Origin of the sequence: Paracoccus sp. S4493, assembly GCF_000967735.1 — a bacterium.
Lineage (GTDB): Bacteria > Pseudomonadota > Alphaproteobacteria > Rhodobacterales > Rhodobacteraceae > Paracoccus > Paracoccus marcusii.
This window is the reverse complement of sequence record NZ_JXYF01000024.1, coordinates 62,144-73,938: the sequence shown is the minus strand read 5'-3', so window position 1 is coordinate 73,938 and position 11,795 is coordinate 62,144. Positions and strand designations below refer to the sequence as shown.

Annotated in this window: 15 protein-coding genes; 7 read left to right on the top strand and 8 right to left on the bottom strand. The window is 66.5% G+C overall.

Going from position 1 to position 11,795, the window contains the following annotated elements; translation table 11 throughout:
• Nucleotides 1-151 precede the first annotated feature (151 nt).
• A complete protein-coding gene (locus TW83_RS05285) occupies nucleotides 152-565 on the top strand; it encodes a VOC family protein (RefSeq protein ID WP_045981725.1) in 414 nt (137 codons plus the stop codon).
• Between the two features lie 3 nt (nucleotides 566-568).
• Here TW83_RS05285 and TW83_RS05280 read toward each other — a convergent pair whose 3' ends face one another.
• The 3 genes from TW83_RS05280 to TW83_RS05270 are packed head-to-tail and all read right to left on the bottom strand — an operon-like array spanning nucleotide 569 to nucleotide 2,876.
• Nucleotides 569-1,912, bottom strand: a complete 1,344-nt coding sequence (locus tag TW83_RS05280) for a HAMP domain-containing sensor histidine kinase (protein ID WP_045981724.1) — start codon at nucleotides 1,910-1,912, stop codon at nucleotides 569-571.
• Nucleotides 1,909-2,571, bottom strand: coding sequence for a response regulator transcription factor (locus TW83_RS05275; protein ID WP_045981723.1), 663 nt, complete (start codon nucleotides 2,569-2,571; stop codon nucleotides 1,909-1,911). Before TW83_RS05275 ends, TW83_RS05280 begins: the two co-directional genes overlap by 4 nt.
• Nucleotides 2,571-2,876 carry a PepSY domain-containing protein gene (locus TW83_RS05270; protein WP_052714645.1) on the bottom strand — a complete coding sequence of 102 codons (306 nt, stop codon included), beginning with the start codon at nucleotides 2,874-2,876 and terminating at the stop codon, nucleotides 2,571-2,573. Before TW83_RS05270 ends, TW83_RS05275 begins: the two co-directional genes overlap by 1 nt.
• 132 nt (nucleotides 2,877-3,008) lie before the next feature.
• Between TW83_RS05270 and TW83_RS05265 the strand changes: the two genes are divergently transcribed.
• Nucleotides 3,009-3,725: a calcium-binding protein gene (locus tag TW83_RS05265; protein ID WP_084693635.1), complete on the top strand. Its 717-nt coding sequence runs from the start codon at nucleotides 3,009-3,011 to the stop codon at nucleotides 3,723-3,725.
• A gap of 30 nt (nucleotides 3,726-3,755) precedes the next feature.
• On the opposite strand, the gene thyX is transcribed toward TW83_RS05265, so the two are convergent.
• Nucleotides 3,756-4,661 (bottom strand): FAD-dependent thymidylate synthase, encoded by a 906-nt coding sequence (thyX, locus tag TW83_RS05260; RefSeq protein WP_045981722.1) that lies wholly within the window; start codon nucleotides 4,659-4,661, stop codon nucleotides 3,756-3,758.
• Nucleotides 4,662-4,798: 137 nt separating this feature from the next.
• Here thyX and TW83_RS05255 point away from each other — a divergent pair, with 137 nt between their 5' ends.
• The gene (locus TW83_RS05255) at nucleotides 4,799-5,227 is read left to right on the top strand and encodes a VOC family protein (protein WP_045981721.1); all 429 of its coding nucleotides are present in this window, start codon (nucleotides 4,799-4,801) and stop codon (nucleotides 5,225-5,227) included.
• A gap of 45 nt (nucleotides 5,228-5,272) precedes the next feature.
• Here the strand turns inward: TW83_RS05255 and TW83_RS05250 are convergent, their stop codons facing one another.
• The 3 genes from TW83_RS05250 to TW83_RS05240 all read right to left on the bottom strand — a co-directional run bounded on the left by TW83_RS05250 (nucleotide 5,273) and on the right by TW83_RS05240 (nucleotide 6,547).
• Nucleotides 5,273-5,728 carry a winged helix DNA-binding protein gene (locus TW83_RS05250; protein WP_127899388.1) on the bottom strand — a complete coding sequence of 152 codons (456 nt, stop codon included), beginning with the start codon at nucleotides 5,726-5,728 and terminating at the stop codon, nucleotides 5,273-5,275.
• Between the two features lie 176 nt (nucleotides 5,729-5,904).
• Nucleotides 5,905-6,207: a succinate dehydrogenase assembly factor 2 gene (locus tag TW83_RS05245; protein WP_045981719.1), complete on the bottom strand. Its 303-nt coding sequence runs from the start codon at nucleotides 6,205-6,207 to the stop codon at nucleotides 5,905-5,907.
• Complete coding sequence (locus tag TW83_RS05240) at nucleotides 6,200-6,547, bottom strand: helix-turn-helix transcriptional regulator (RefSeq protein WP_045981718.1); 348 nt, start codon at nucleotides 6,545-6,547, stop codon at nucleotides 6,200-6,202. Before TW83_RS05240 ends, TW83_RS05245 begins: the two co-directional genes overlap by 8 nt.
• Nucleotides 6,548-6,628: 81 nt before the next feature.
• Between TW83_RS05240 and TW83_RS05235 the strand changes: the two genes are divergently transcribed.
• Nucleotides 6,629-7,831, top strand: coding sequence for a pyridoxal phosphate-dependent aminotransferase (locus tag TW83_RS05235; protein ID WP_045981717.1), 1,203 nt, complete (start codon nucleotides 6,629-6,631; stop codon nucleotides 7,829-7,831).
• A gap of 53 nt (nucleotides 7,832-7,884) precedes the next feature.
• Nucleotides 7,885-8,262: a host attachment family protein gene (locus TW83_RS05230; RefSeq protein ID WP_052714643.1), complete on the top strand. Its 378-nt coding sequence runs from the start codon at nucleotides 7,885-7,887 to the stop codon at nucleotides 8,260-8,262.
• Between the two features lie 185 nt (nucleotides 8,263-8,447).
• Here the strand turns inward: TW83_RS05230 and TW83_RS05225 are convergent, their stop codons facing one another.
• A complete protein-coding gene (locus TW83_RS05225; protein ID WP_045981715.1) occupies nucleotides 8,448-9,230 on the bottom strand; it encodes a 3-hydroxybutyrate dehydrogenase in 783 nt (260 codons plus the stop codon).
• Nucleotides 9,231-9,474: 244 nt separating this feature from the next.
• On the opposite strand from TW83_RS05225, the gene TW83_RS05220 reads away from it, so the two are divergent.
• Nucleotides 9,475-11,331 (top strand): extracellular solute-binding protein, encoded by a 1,857-nt coding sequence (locus TW83_RS05220; protein WP_045981714.1) that lies wholly within the window; start codon nucleotides 9,475-9,477, stop codon nucleotides 11,329-11,331.
• A 130-nt stretch (nucleotides 11,332-11,461) separates the two neighbouring features.
• On the top strand, nucleotides 11,462-11,794 hold the full coding sequence (locus tag TW83_RS05215) for a hypothetical protein (RefSeq protein WP_045981713.1): 333 nt from the start codon (nucleotides 11,462-11,464) through the stop codon (nucleotides 11,792-11,794).
• Nucleotide 11,795: the final 1 nt, after the last annotated feature.

Here is an 11,795-nt window from a genome sequence, read left to right as displayed (position 1 = left end):
CGATCTGCCCGGCAGCGCCGCACGGGCGGGGGCGGCGCTGCCGGGCTGGTCGGACACCGCGCGCGTGGCGGGCGGGGTTCTGGACGCGCTGGACTGACTTGCGGGGCGCGGCCCGCGCGTGCATCACTGCCCCGCAACCACGGAGGCCGCGATGAGATCCCTGTTCCACCTTGCCATCCATGTCACCGACCTGGACGCGGCCCGTCGCTTCTATGGCGACATTCTGGGCTGTGCCGAGGGTCGGTCCACCGACACCTGGGTCGATTTCGACTTTTTCGGCCATCAGCTGTCGCTGCATCTGGGCACGCCCTTTCCAACCACCCGCACCGGCCGGGTGGGCGATCACATGGTGATGATGCCGCATCTGGGGGTCGTGCTGCCGCTGGCGGATTGGCTGGCCTTGGCCGACCGCCTGGCCGCGGCGGGCGTGTCCTTCGACATCCCGCCCCAGATCCGCTTCGAGGGCCAGCCCGGGGAGCAGCGGACGATGTTCTTCTTCGACCCCTCGGGCAACCCGATCGAGGTCAAGGGCTTTGCCGATTTCGACGGTCTGTTCGCGTCCTGACCATCAGTCTGGGTGGCGCGGTAGGTGCAATTCCGCCGCAAGGCCCGGCAGCATGTTGATCAGCTCCAGGCGACCGCCCGCAGCCTCGGCGATGTCGGTGACGATGGCCAGACCGATCCCCTGACCGTTGCCGCCCTGGTCCAGCCGCACGCCGCGCTGCGCCAACCGCGCCAGCTCGGCATCGGGCACGCCCGGCCCGTCGTCGCGGATGATGATTGCCGTCCGATCGTGATCCGCACGCATCCCGACCCACACCCGCGACCGCGCATGGCGGGCCGCGTTTTCCAGCAGCGCGCCCAGGGCCTCGGTCAGGTCGTCAGGGTCGATGCGCAGCGCCACCGCCTGCGGCAGGTCGACCTGCCAGTCCAGCCCGGCACCCGCGGGCGTGCGCTGCAGCACCTGCACCAGCCGGGCGACGATCGGGGCGGGATGCGCGCGGGCCTGTGCGGCGTCGGTGCGGATGCGGGCGCGCGCCAGTTCCCGGTCGACATGGCGGCGCATCACGGTGACGACATGTTCGATGCTGTCGGCCTGTTCGGTCCGTCCCTGATCGCGCAACGCCTCGGCATCGCCCAGCAGCGCCTGCAGCGGCGTCTTGAACCCGTGCGCCAGATCGCCGGCGCGGTGGCGCGCACGATCCAGCTCTCGGTCGCGGTCGTCCAGCAGATGGTCCAGCTGGCGGGCCAGGGGCGCGACCTCGGAGGGCAGATCGTCGCCCAGGCGCCGCCTGCGTCCCTGCGCCAGCCCGCGCAGATGCGCGCCGACCTGGGCCAGCGGGCGCAAGCCAAGCGTGACCTGGACGAAGGACGCCGCCAGCAGCAGCGCCGCCAATCCCGCCAGCCATGGGACAAGGTCGCGCAGAAAGGCCGCGCGGGCCTGCGCGGAATCTTCCATGTCCTCGGCCACGATCAGGCGGATGGGGGAAGCGGTCGCGCCCTGCCCGATCAGCACCTGCTGATCCAGCGCCAGCAGGCGCTGGTCGCCCGGCCCGTCCAGCTGCAGCACCCGCCCCTCGCCCGGCGGCGGCGCATCCGCGGGCACGGGCAGCGTCACGTCCCACAGCGACCGCGACCGCAGGGGCTGGTCCCCCAGCCACACCTGCCAGTAATGCCCTGAGAATGGCAGCTGCCACGACGGGTTGCGCGGCTGGTCGCGCATCTGCGGTGGCGTGCCGGGTTCGATCACCGACAGCAGAACAAGCGCCCGATCGCGAAGGTCCGACACGGCGACGCGCTGGACATGGCGGTCGAACAACACCGCCAGCATCGTCACCGACAGCGCCATGACCAGCAGGATGGTCGCCCCGCCCAGCAGCATCAGCCGCAGGCGCAGCGACAAAGGCCTCATGCACCGCCCTCCAGCAGATAGCCGAAGCCGCGCCGCGTCGCGACGATGCCCGGACCCAGCTTGCGGCGCATGCGGGTCACCACCGCCTCCAGCGCGTTGGCCTCGCGCGCGTCATCGTCGCCGTAAAGGTGCTCCAGCAGTTCCGTGGGCGACACGACGCGGTCGCGGTGAACGGCCAGATGCGCGATCAGGCGGAACTCCAGCGGGGTCAGCGGGACCGGCACGCCATCGACCAGCGCCGTCATGCGGTTCAGATCGACGGTCAGGCGGCCTGCCTCGATCCGCGGTTCGGCACGGCCGCCTGCCCGGCGCACCAGGGCGCGGGCCCGCGCCACCAGCTCCTCCATGCGGAACGGCTTGGGCAGATAGTCGTCGGCGCCGGCCTCGATCCCCTCGACCCGCTCGGTCCAGGCGCCCCGTGCGGTCAGGATCAGCACGGGCGAATCGCACCCCTCGGCCCGCCAGCGTTTCAGAACGGTCAGACCGTCCAGGTCGGGCAGCCCCAGGTCCAGCACGATCAGGTCGTACCCCTCGGTCCCGCCCCGGAACCAGGCGTCCTGGCCCGATGCGGTGCCGTCCACGCGGAACCCGGCCGCCGTCAGCGCCCGGCCCAGATCGGCAGCGATCCGACTGTCATCCTCGACCACAAGGGCGCGCATCAGTCGTCGTCTTCCTCGTATCCCAGAATCACCCCCGTGCGGGCGTCCAGCTCTATCTCGATCAGGCGGTCCTCGGGGGTCAGCACCTCGATCTCATAGAGCCACAGGCCGTCCTCGTCTTCCAGCTCGACCTCGACGATGCGGCCGGGATGGCGCGCCTCGATCCGCGCCAGGATCTGTTCCAGCGGCAGCATGTCGCCGCGGTCCACCGCCTGGCGGGCGGTCTCGTAATCGGGGGCGATCGGCTGCGCCGCAAGGGTCAGCGGCAGCAGGATCAGCATCAGGCTGGACAGGGATCGTTTCATTCCCGCGTCCTAGCACGGCCAAGCTGACAGCCCGCTGACAGCCCCCGTCAGCTGGCTGTCAGCGGGCCCGTGATATCGCGATTCGCACAGGGCCGCCGCATGGGTGGCCGGCAACATGAAAGGATCGCTTGAATGGCACGCTATAACGGAACCTCGGGTGCGGACCGGATCAACGGCAGCGCGTTGGCCGACCTGATCTATGGGCGCGACGGCAACGACGTGCTGAATGGCAACCGCGGCTTCGACCGCATCTGGGGCGAGAACGGCAACGACGTGCTGAACGGCGGCGCGGGCAATGACAGCCTGGCGGGCGGTGCGGGCAACGACCTGCTGCGCGGCGATGACGGCAATGACGATCTGTGGGGCGGCTTCGGCTTCGACACCCTGTTCGGCGGCCGGGGCGACGACGAGTTGGAGGGCAATCAGGGAAACGACCTGCTCTATGGCGGTCAGGGCCGGGACGACCTGGAAGGCGACGGCGGCAATGACCGGCTGTTCGGCAACGAGGGCAATGACGAGATCGAGGGCGACGACGGCGCCGACATCCTGCACGGAAACCAGGGCAACGACACGCTGGACGGCGGTCGGGGCAACGACATCCTGGCCGGGGGGATCGGCGCCGACCGGTTCGAATTCGACCTAGGCGACGGACGCGACCGTATCGTCGACTTCCAGAACGGCCTGGACCGGATCGAGATCGACGACCTGGACCGCGGCCAGGTCCAGCGCGCCATCAACGGCGCCGTGCAGCAGGGCGGTGACACGATCCTGACGGTGAACGCGTCCACCGTGATCGTGCTGGAGGATTTCAACCGCGCCAACCTGGACTTGAACGACTTCACGTTCTGATCCGGACGGGGGCGCGTGGTGCGCCCCCGTTCAGCCCCAGACGGCTTGGAACTCGCGCCATTCACGCGCGCCCATGCCGGCATTTTCCTGCGTGACGACCTCTCCGGCCAGGCGCCGCCGCAGCGCATCGGCTGCTTGCGCGGACAGGTTCACGGCATTCATCCGGTAATCCTGGAATGCACCAAAGGCGGCGGGCACCCAGTCGCGGGTGATGTCGCACATGATGTCGGCATAGGCCCGGATCTCGTACTGGGCATGGCTGTCGGCGCGCAGGCGCAGGAAATGTAGCAGGTTGTGCAGGTCCACCTTCCAGTACCACTGGGTATAGATGTTGGCGGGCAGGTTCATGCGCGCCAGTTCCCGCGCCAGACCCTGCTGCCCCTCCTGGCTCAGCATCGCCTCATAGCTGTCATAGCTGCGCATCGCGTCCTCGCGCAGCAGGTCCAGCACGCGCTGCGCCTCGGCGCCCTGCAGCACCTCGCCCCGGCCCTGGTGGTTCTGCGACGACTGCGCGGCCAGATGCTCGGGCGCGGGGATGTAGAACTCCCGGTCCAGAATCGAATAGCGGCCGGAATACTCGTTCACGTTGGCGGTGCGGTGACGGATCCACTGGCGGGCCACGAAGACCGGCAGCTTGACGTGGAACTTGACCTCGCACATCTCGAAGGGCGTCGAATGCCAGTGCCGCATCAGATAGCGGATCAGCCCCTCGTCGTTCTGCACCGACTTGGTCCCCTTGCCATAGCTGACGCGCGCCGCCTGACAGATCGCCGCGTCGTCGCCCATATAGTCGATGACCCGCACCAGCCCGTGATCCAGAACCTGATGCGCCACGTACAGGTGGTTCTCCATCCCCTCGGACACGGCGCGCAGCGTCTGGCGAGGCGTGGCGCGCTGGCTTTCGATCTCGGCCTGCTGTTCGGGCGTAAGGGGCATTGCGGCGGTCCTTTCAGGCGGTGCGGTGACCCTCGTCCTAAGTCAAGAACGCGACTGCGGCAACCGCCCCCGCGGGGGTTGCGTTGCGCCGGCGCCGAGACCATGTCTCCTTCAACCCAAACGTCAAAGGATACTCTATGAACATCCGCTATCTGCACACGATGGTCCGTGTGAAGGACCTGGACAAGACGATGGACTTCTTCCGCCTGCTGGGCCTAGAGGAAACGCGCCGCATCGACAACGACAAGGGCCGCTTCAGCCTGGTGTTCATGGCGCCTCCCGGCCAGCTGGAATGCCCGGTGGAACTGACCTACAACTGGGACGGCGATGACGGCCTGCCCTCGGACAGCCGCCATTTCGGCCATCTGGCCTACCGCGTCGGCAACATCTACGAGATGTGCCAGAAGCTGCAGGATGCCGGCGTCACGATCAACCGCCCCCCGCGCGACGGCCACATGGCCTTCGTGCGCAGCCCGGACAACGTGTCGATCGAACTGCTGCAGGAAGGCGATCACCTGCCCCCGCAGGAGCCGTGGTCCAGCATGGAGAACACCGGCACCTGGTAAGGCGCCAGGAAAAGGCACACCCGGCCCCGAAGGGCCGGGTTCAATTCAATAGATATAGCGGATCTGCTCGGTCCAGAACCGCTCGATGCGGCGGCATTGCAGGTTCACCTGATCCAGCGGCGGATCCTCCAGCACGCCCGACATGGCCAGCCCTTCGGCGTGGCGGATGAACAGGCGCTGCACCAGGTCGCGCACCGCCTGGCCTTCGGCCGTCAGGCGCACCCGGACCGAGCGTCTGTCCATGTCGCAGCGTTCGTGATGGACATAACCCATCGCGACCAGCTTCTTCAGGTTGTAGCTGACGTTCGATCCCTGATACATGCCGCGCGACCGCAGCTCTCCGGCAGAGACCTCGGCCTCGCCCAGATTGTACAGGATCATGGCCTGGACCGGGGTCAGGTCACCCCGGTGCAGGCGTTCGAATTCGTCCTTGACCAGATCCAGCATCAGCCGGTGCATCCGCTCCAGCAGCTGCAGGGATTCCAGATAGGCGTCGGTCATGTCCGACAGGGGCACGTCCAGGGCCGTGGGATCGACTGTCGGATGCTGTTCGCGGGGTGCAGGTGCAAGCATGGCTTCGGGATGTCCTGTCCTGTTCGTCATGACCTCTCAATGACAGAGAAAAGACAATCTTCGGTTAATTGCCGCCTCTTCCTGCGCCAGGAATGCCGAAATTTTTAGCGATCGGCCGCAATGCGGGTCGCGGCATGTCGCGCGATCCGATCCAGCATCGGGGTCAGCATCTGCGGTGCCTCGCGGGTGGGACCGTCGCCGATCCGCGCGGTGACCCACAGGTACAGATCCTGATCGTTCTCGGCCAGCATGCGTTCGTACAGGTCCAGATCGGGGCCGGACAGCCCGGACAGGCAATCATCGGCGAAGCGGCCCAGAATCAGGTCCATCTCCTTCATGCCGCGCCGCCAGCTGCGCATGTGCAGACGTTTCAGGCGGTTCTCGGGGGTTTCCAGCGTATCAGCCATGCGACAGTGCTTCCTCCAGACGGTCCACGCGGGCGGCGGCCTCGGCCAGCAGGCGGCGCAGATCGGCCAGCTCGGCACGCAGAGCCGCCCCCGCGCTTGCGTCTTGCGGTCCCGCGCCCTGCCCCGTCAACAGCCAAACCGGCGAGACGCCGGTGACCGTGGCGATCCGTCCCATCAGGCTGGCCGTCGGTTCGGCCTGATCGACCTCCCACCCCTCCAGCGTCTCGGGGCGTAGGCCAAGCGCATCGGCCATGGCGGCAATGTCCAGGCCCGCGCCTTCGCGCGCGGCGGTCAGGCGGTCGCCAAGGGTCGCCACCGGGTCGGCATAGCTGTCGATCATGTCTCTCGTCCTTGTGAGGGCGTGCGGCGCAGCGTATGCCATGCGGGCCGACAGTTCAAACCGACAGCAGCAAGGTGTCTCATGGCGTTCATCTCGGACCGGCTGGCCCGCATCAAACCCTCGCCCACCATCGCGATGACCACCCGCGCGGCGGACCTGCGCGCACAGGGACGCGACATCATCAGCCTGTCCGCCGGAGAGCCCGATTTCGACACCCCGGAAAACGTCCGAGACGCGGCAAAGGCCGCGATCGACGCAGGCCACACCCGCTATACCGCCGTGGACGGCACGCCGTCCCTGAAACGCGCCATCGCCGACAAGTTCGCGCGCGAGAACGGGCTGGACTATGTGCCTGCCCAGATCACCGTCGGCACCGGCGGCAAGCAGATCCTCTACAATGCGCTGATGGCCACGCTGGACGACGGCGACGAGGTGATCGTGCCGGCCCCCTATTGGGTCAGCTATCCCGACATGGTCCTGCTGGCGGGCGGCACGCCGGTCGTCGTGGAATGCGACCAGGCATCCGGGTTCCGCCTGACCCCCGACGCGCTGGAGGCCGCGATCACCCCGCGGACCAAGTGGCTGATCCTCAACTCGCCCTCGAACCCGTCGGGTGCGGGCTATGACCGGGCGCAGATGGCGGCGCTGTGCGATGTGCTGCTGCGTCACCCGCAGGTCTGGGTGCTGGCCGACGACATCTATGAGCATCTGGTCTTCGACGGCTTCGCGTTCTGCACCCCCGCACAGGTCGAACCCCGGCTGAAGGACCGCGTCCTGACCATGAACGGGGTCAGCAAGTCCTATGCCATGACCGGCTGGCGGATCGGCTATGGGGCGGGCCCCGAGGCGCTGATCAAGGCGATGGCCAAGCTGCAGTCGCAATCGACGTCGAACCCCTGCTCGATCAGCCAGTACGCCGCAGAGGCCGCGCTGACCGGGCCGCAGGATTACATCACTGACAGCCGCGCGGTGTTCCAGCGGCGGCGTGACCTGGTCGTGGCCGGGCTGAACGCCTGTCCGGGGCTGGACTGCCCGGTGCCGCAGGGAGCGTTCTACGTCTATCCGTCGATCGCCGGGCTGATCGGCCTGACCAGCGCCGGCGGCACCTTGATCGACTGCGACGAAGCCTTTGCGAACGCGCTTCTGGACGAAACCGGGGTCGCGGTCGTCTTCGGTGCGGCATTCGGCCTGTCGCCGCATTTCCGCATCTCCTACGCCACCAGCGACGCCGTGCTGCAGGACGCGATGGCACGCATCCGCGGCTTTTGCGAAGGCTGCAACTGACCGGTCCCGGCTTGCGTTGAACCCGTGAAAGCGAACGCAAGAAGGAGCTGACCATGCTGCCCCACAATGCCTTGGTCGTCGTTGCCGACGGCCACTCTGCCACCCTGTTCCGCAATACGGCCAAATCCGGGCTGGAACTGTCGGAAACGACCAAGGTGACGCAGGAGAGCCTGTCGGGCGACGGCGCACAGATGGACGAAGGGTCGCCCCGGGATGACGAGGAGGCGACGTTTGCGGCCCAGCTGTCGCGTCACCTGAACGCGATGGTGCTGAAGAACAAGTTTGAGGACATCGCGATCATCGCAGACCCTTCGACCTTGGGCGTCATGCGCAAGCACTATTACAAGGAACTGCAGCTTCGCCTGCGCAAGGAAGTCGCCAAGACGCTGACGAATTCCGACATCCAGACCATCCAGAACAGCCTGTCCTGAAGACCCCGGACAGACCAAGGGCGCCCCTCATCACGGGGCGCCCTTTCGCATCAAAAGATGCCCAGAACGTACAGGATCACGATCACGACGACCGGAACCCCCAGAAACCACGCCACAAGACCCTTCATCACCATCTCCTCACATTGTGTTGATGTGGAACGGCAAAGGACGCAGCGCGGTTCCCGTCACAGGGCGGTCCAGCCCCCGTCGACGCTGATCGTAGTCCCGGTGATCTGGGCCGCGGCGTCGCTGCACAGGAAGACCGCCGTGTCGCCCAGCTGGTCGGTCGTCGCGAATTCCTTGGACGGCTGGCGTTCCAACAGGACCTTTTCGATTACCTCGTCCCGGCCCATGCCGTATTTCTCTATTGTGTCCGGGATCTGGCTTTCCACCAGCGGCGTCAGAACATAGCCCGGACAGATGGCGTTGGCGGTGATCGCTTCGCGCGCCGTTTCCAGACCCGTGACCTTGGTCAGACCGACGATGCCGTGCTTGGCCGCGACATAGGCCGACTTGTAGGGACTGGCCGTCAGTCCGTGGGCCGAGGCGATGTTGATCACCCTGCCCCATCCCGCCGCACGCATCAGCGGCAGGGCCGCCGCGGTGGTGTGGAAGGCGGACGACAGGTTGATCGCGATGATCGCGTCCCATTTCGCGGCCGGGAAATCGGGGATCTCCGCGACGTGCTGGATGCCGGCATTGTTGACCAGGATATCGCAGGCGCCGGCCTTTTCGATCAGCGCGCGGCAGTCGTCGCCCCTGGACATGTCGGCCCGGATGTAGCGGACCTTGACCCCGTATTCGCCGGACATGCCTTCGGCCAGCGCGTGATCCTCGTCGGTGTCGCTGAAGCTGTTCAGGACCACGTCCGCGCCGGCGCGCGCCAGCCTGTGGGCCACGCCCAGCCCGATGCCAGAGTTGGATCCGGTGACGACGGCGGTCTTGCCCTTGAGGAATTTCTCATACATCGGCTGCTCCTTGACGGCCCCGAAAGGCGGTTTGCAGGTGCAGCATGGGCAAAAAAAAACGCCCGCACAAGGCGGGCGCAAGTTATGAGGCAGGTTTCATACAGGCAAGAAACCTATCGAGCAGTGCCCTATTTATACGCGAGGAACCGCGCGAGTCCAACAGCGATCTTGCCACCTTGGTTGACGCCCCCCGGTCAAGCCTGTTGATAATGCGGCCAAACAAGAAACGACCGGGCGGCAGGCAATGCGAATCTTCGAAAACCTTAACAAATCCGCGATCAGGGGGGCTGCCTTGGGTCTGCTGACCCTGACGGGCGGTGTTGCATCTATGCCGCTGGCAACCCTTGCCGAACCTGTCCATGGCATTGCAATCTATGGAGAACCTGCCCTGCAACAGGGCTTTGCACATTTGCCCTATGCCAACCCGGACGCGCCCAAGGGCGGTACGATTCGGCTGGCCGAACCGGGCGGGTTCGACAGCCTGAAACCTTGGGTGCTGAAGGGCAATGCCGCATGGGGCGTGGGCGTCCACGTGACGGAGTCCCTGATGATGCGGTCGATCGACGAACCGTTCACCCTTTACGGCCTGCTGGCCGAGACGATCGAGGTCGCGCCCGATCGGCACTGGGTCGAGTTCACCCTGCGCGAGGAGGCGCGGTTTTCCGACGGCAGCCCGGTCACCGTCGACGACGTGATCTGGTCCTATGAGACGCTTGGGACGCAGGGCCATCCCCGCTATCTGGCGGCCTGGTCGCGCGTCGACAGGATCGAGGCCACGGGCCCCCGCAGCGTACGCCTGACCTTCACCGAACCTGACCGAGAGCTGCCACTGCTGATGGGGTTGCGTCCGATCCTGAAGAAGGCCCAGTGGGAGGGGCAGGATTTCGCCGTCTCCTCGCTCGAGGCGCCGATCGGCAGCGGCGCCTATGTCGTCGATCAGGTCGAGCCGGGGCGGTCGATCAGCTTTCGCCGCAACCCCGACTATTGGGGCCGCGATCTGCCCCTGATGGCGGGGGTGAACAATTTCGACGTCATCCGCTATGACTATTTCGCCGATGCCAACGCGATGTTCGAGGCGTTCAAGGCCGGTGCCGTCACCGTCTGGCGCGAGCTTTCGGCGCAGAAATGGGCCAGCGAATACGGCTTTCCGCTGATGACGGACGGACGCGCGGTCCAGGCAGAGATCCCGAACGAACGCCCGTCGGGCATCGTCGGCCTGGTGATGAACACGCGCAACCCGGCCTTCGCCGATTGGCGCGTGCGGCAGGCGCTGATCGAGATGTTCAATTTCCGTTTCATCAACCAGACCCTGAACGGCGGTGCCGATCCCCGGATCACGTCCTATTTCTCGAACTCGGTCCTGGCGATGCAGGACGGGCCCGCGACGGGGCGCGTTGCGGAGCTGCTGGCGCCCTTCGCGGCCGACCTGCCGCCCGGCACGCTGGACGGCTATACCCTGCCCGAAGGGTCGGACCGCGCGATGGACCGCGCCGGTGTCCGCCGCGCGATGGCGCTGATGGCCGAGGCCGGCTGGACGGTTCAGGACGGCCAGCTGAAGAACGCGCAGGGCCAGCCCTTCGCCTTCGAGATCCTGCTGAACCAGAACGGCACCGCGATGCGCAGCGGGTCCGAGGTTCAGCAGATCGTGAACATCTATGTCGAGGCGCTGCGCCCCCTGGGGATCACCCCGCGCATCACCCTGCTGGATTCCGCGCAGTACATCGAACGCACGAACAACTATCAGTTCGACATGACATGGTACGAACGCGGCCTGTCGCTGTCGCCGGGCAGCGAACAGCGCCTGTACTGGGGTCGCGACGGCGTGTCCATGCCCGGCAGCCGCAACTGGATGGGCATCGACAGCCCCGCGGCCGAGGCGATGATCGACGCCATGACGGCCGCCGACACGGCCGAGGATTTCACCGCCGCGGTCCGGGCGCTGGACCGCGTGCTGACGGCGGGGCGCTATGTGATCCCGGTCAGCTTTTCGCCGATCTCGCGGCTGGCCCATGCCGCGGATCTGAAATACCCAGAGGAAATACCCATGTACGGGGACTGGCCGGGCTTTTTGCCCGAAGTCTGGTGGCAGGAGACGAACTGATGCGAATGTTTTGGGTTACTGTAGCGGCTTGCACGATGCTGGCCGGTTGCAACACCGTCGCCGGTGTCGGCGAGGACATTACAGGGACGGCGCGCTGGTTCCAGGGCAGCCTTCCGACAGGAGGTTATTGATGAAGTGGCACCATGTTCAGGAAAACTGGGCGGCCTTCTATGAGGCGATCATCGACAAGTGGCCCGAGGCCGAGGACACCGAGCTGGACGAGATCGACGGCGACCAGCGCGCCTTCATCGCCTATCTGGTCGAGGTGACCGGCCAGGAGCCCGCCGAGATCCGCGAGGAGCTGCGCGAATGGCTGGTCGGAGAGATCCCGTCGGACGTCGTGATGGACCCCGTCCATGACAACCACTCGATCGCGCTGTCGTCCAAGTTCGTCAACGAGGGCGAGGACGAGTTCTCGGACGATTCGCGCTTTGGCGACGACGACAGCGACAAGGACGACTGAG

Excerpts from the sequence above, each read along its gene's own strand:
- TW83_RS05285 (WP_045981725.1), top strand. The coding sequence starts at position 152 with ATGAGATCCCTGTTCCACCTTGCCATCCATGTCACCGACCTGGACGCG.
- TW83_RS05280 (WP_045981724.1), bottom strand. The coding sequence starts at position 1,912 with ATGAGGCCTTTGTCGCTGCGCCTGCGGCTGATGCTGCTGGGCGGGGCG.
- TW83_RS05275 (WP_045981723.1), bottom strand. The coding sequence starts at position 2,571 with ATGCGCGCCCTTGTGGTCGAGGATGACAGTCGGATCGCTGCCGATCTG.
- TW83_RS05270 (WP_052714645.1), bottom strand. The coding sequence starts at position 2,876 with ATGAAACGATCCCTGTCCAGCCTGATGCTGATCCTGCTGCCGCTGACC.
- TW83_RS05265 (WP_084693635.1), top strand. The coding sequence starts at position 3,009 with ATGGCACGCTATAACGGAACCTCGGGTGCGGACCGGATCAACGGCAGC.
- thyX (WP_045981722.1), bottom strand. The coding sequence starts at position 4,661 with ATGCCCCTTACGCCCGAACAGCAGGCCGAGATCGAAAGCCAGCGCGCC.
- TW83_RS05255 (WP_045981721.1), top strand. The coding sequence starts at position 4,799 with ATGAACATCCGCTATCTGCACACGATGGTCCGTGTGAAGGACCTGGAC.
- TW83_RS05250 (WP_127899388.1), bottom strand. The coding sequence starts at position 5,728 with ATGACCGACGCCTATCTGGAATCCCTGCAGCTGCTGGAGCGGATGCAC.
- TW83_RS05245 (WP_045981719.1), bottom strand. The coding sequence starts at position 6,207 with ATGGCTGATACGCTGGAAACCCCCGAGAACCGCCTGAAACGTCTGCAC.
- TW83_RS05240 (WP_045981718.1), bottom strand. The coding sequence starts at position 6,547 with ATGATCGACAGCTATGCCGACCCGGTGGCGACCCTTGGCGACCGCCTG.
- TW83_RS05235 (WP_045981717.1), top strand. The coding sequence starts at position 6,629 with ATGGCGTTCATCTCGGACCGGCTGGCCCGCATCAAACCCTCGCCCACC.
- TW83_RS05230 (WP_052714643.1), top strand. The coding sequence starts at position 7,885 with ATGCTGCCCCACAATGCCTTGGTCGTCGTTGCCGACGGCCACTCTGCC.
- TW83_RS05225 (WP_045981715.1), bottom strand. The coding sequence starts at position 9,230 with ATGTATGAGAAATTCCTCAAGGGCAAGACCGCCGTCGTCACCGGATCC.
- TW83_RS05220 (WP_045981714.1), top strand. The coding sequence starts at position 9,475 with ATGCGAATCTTCGAAAACCTTAACAAATCCGCGATCAGGGGGGCTGCC.
- TW83_RS05215 (WP_045981713.1), top strand. The coding sequence starts at position 11,462 with ATGAAGTGGCACCATGTTCAGGAAAACTGGGCGGCCTTCTATGAGGCG.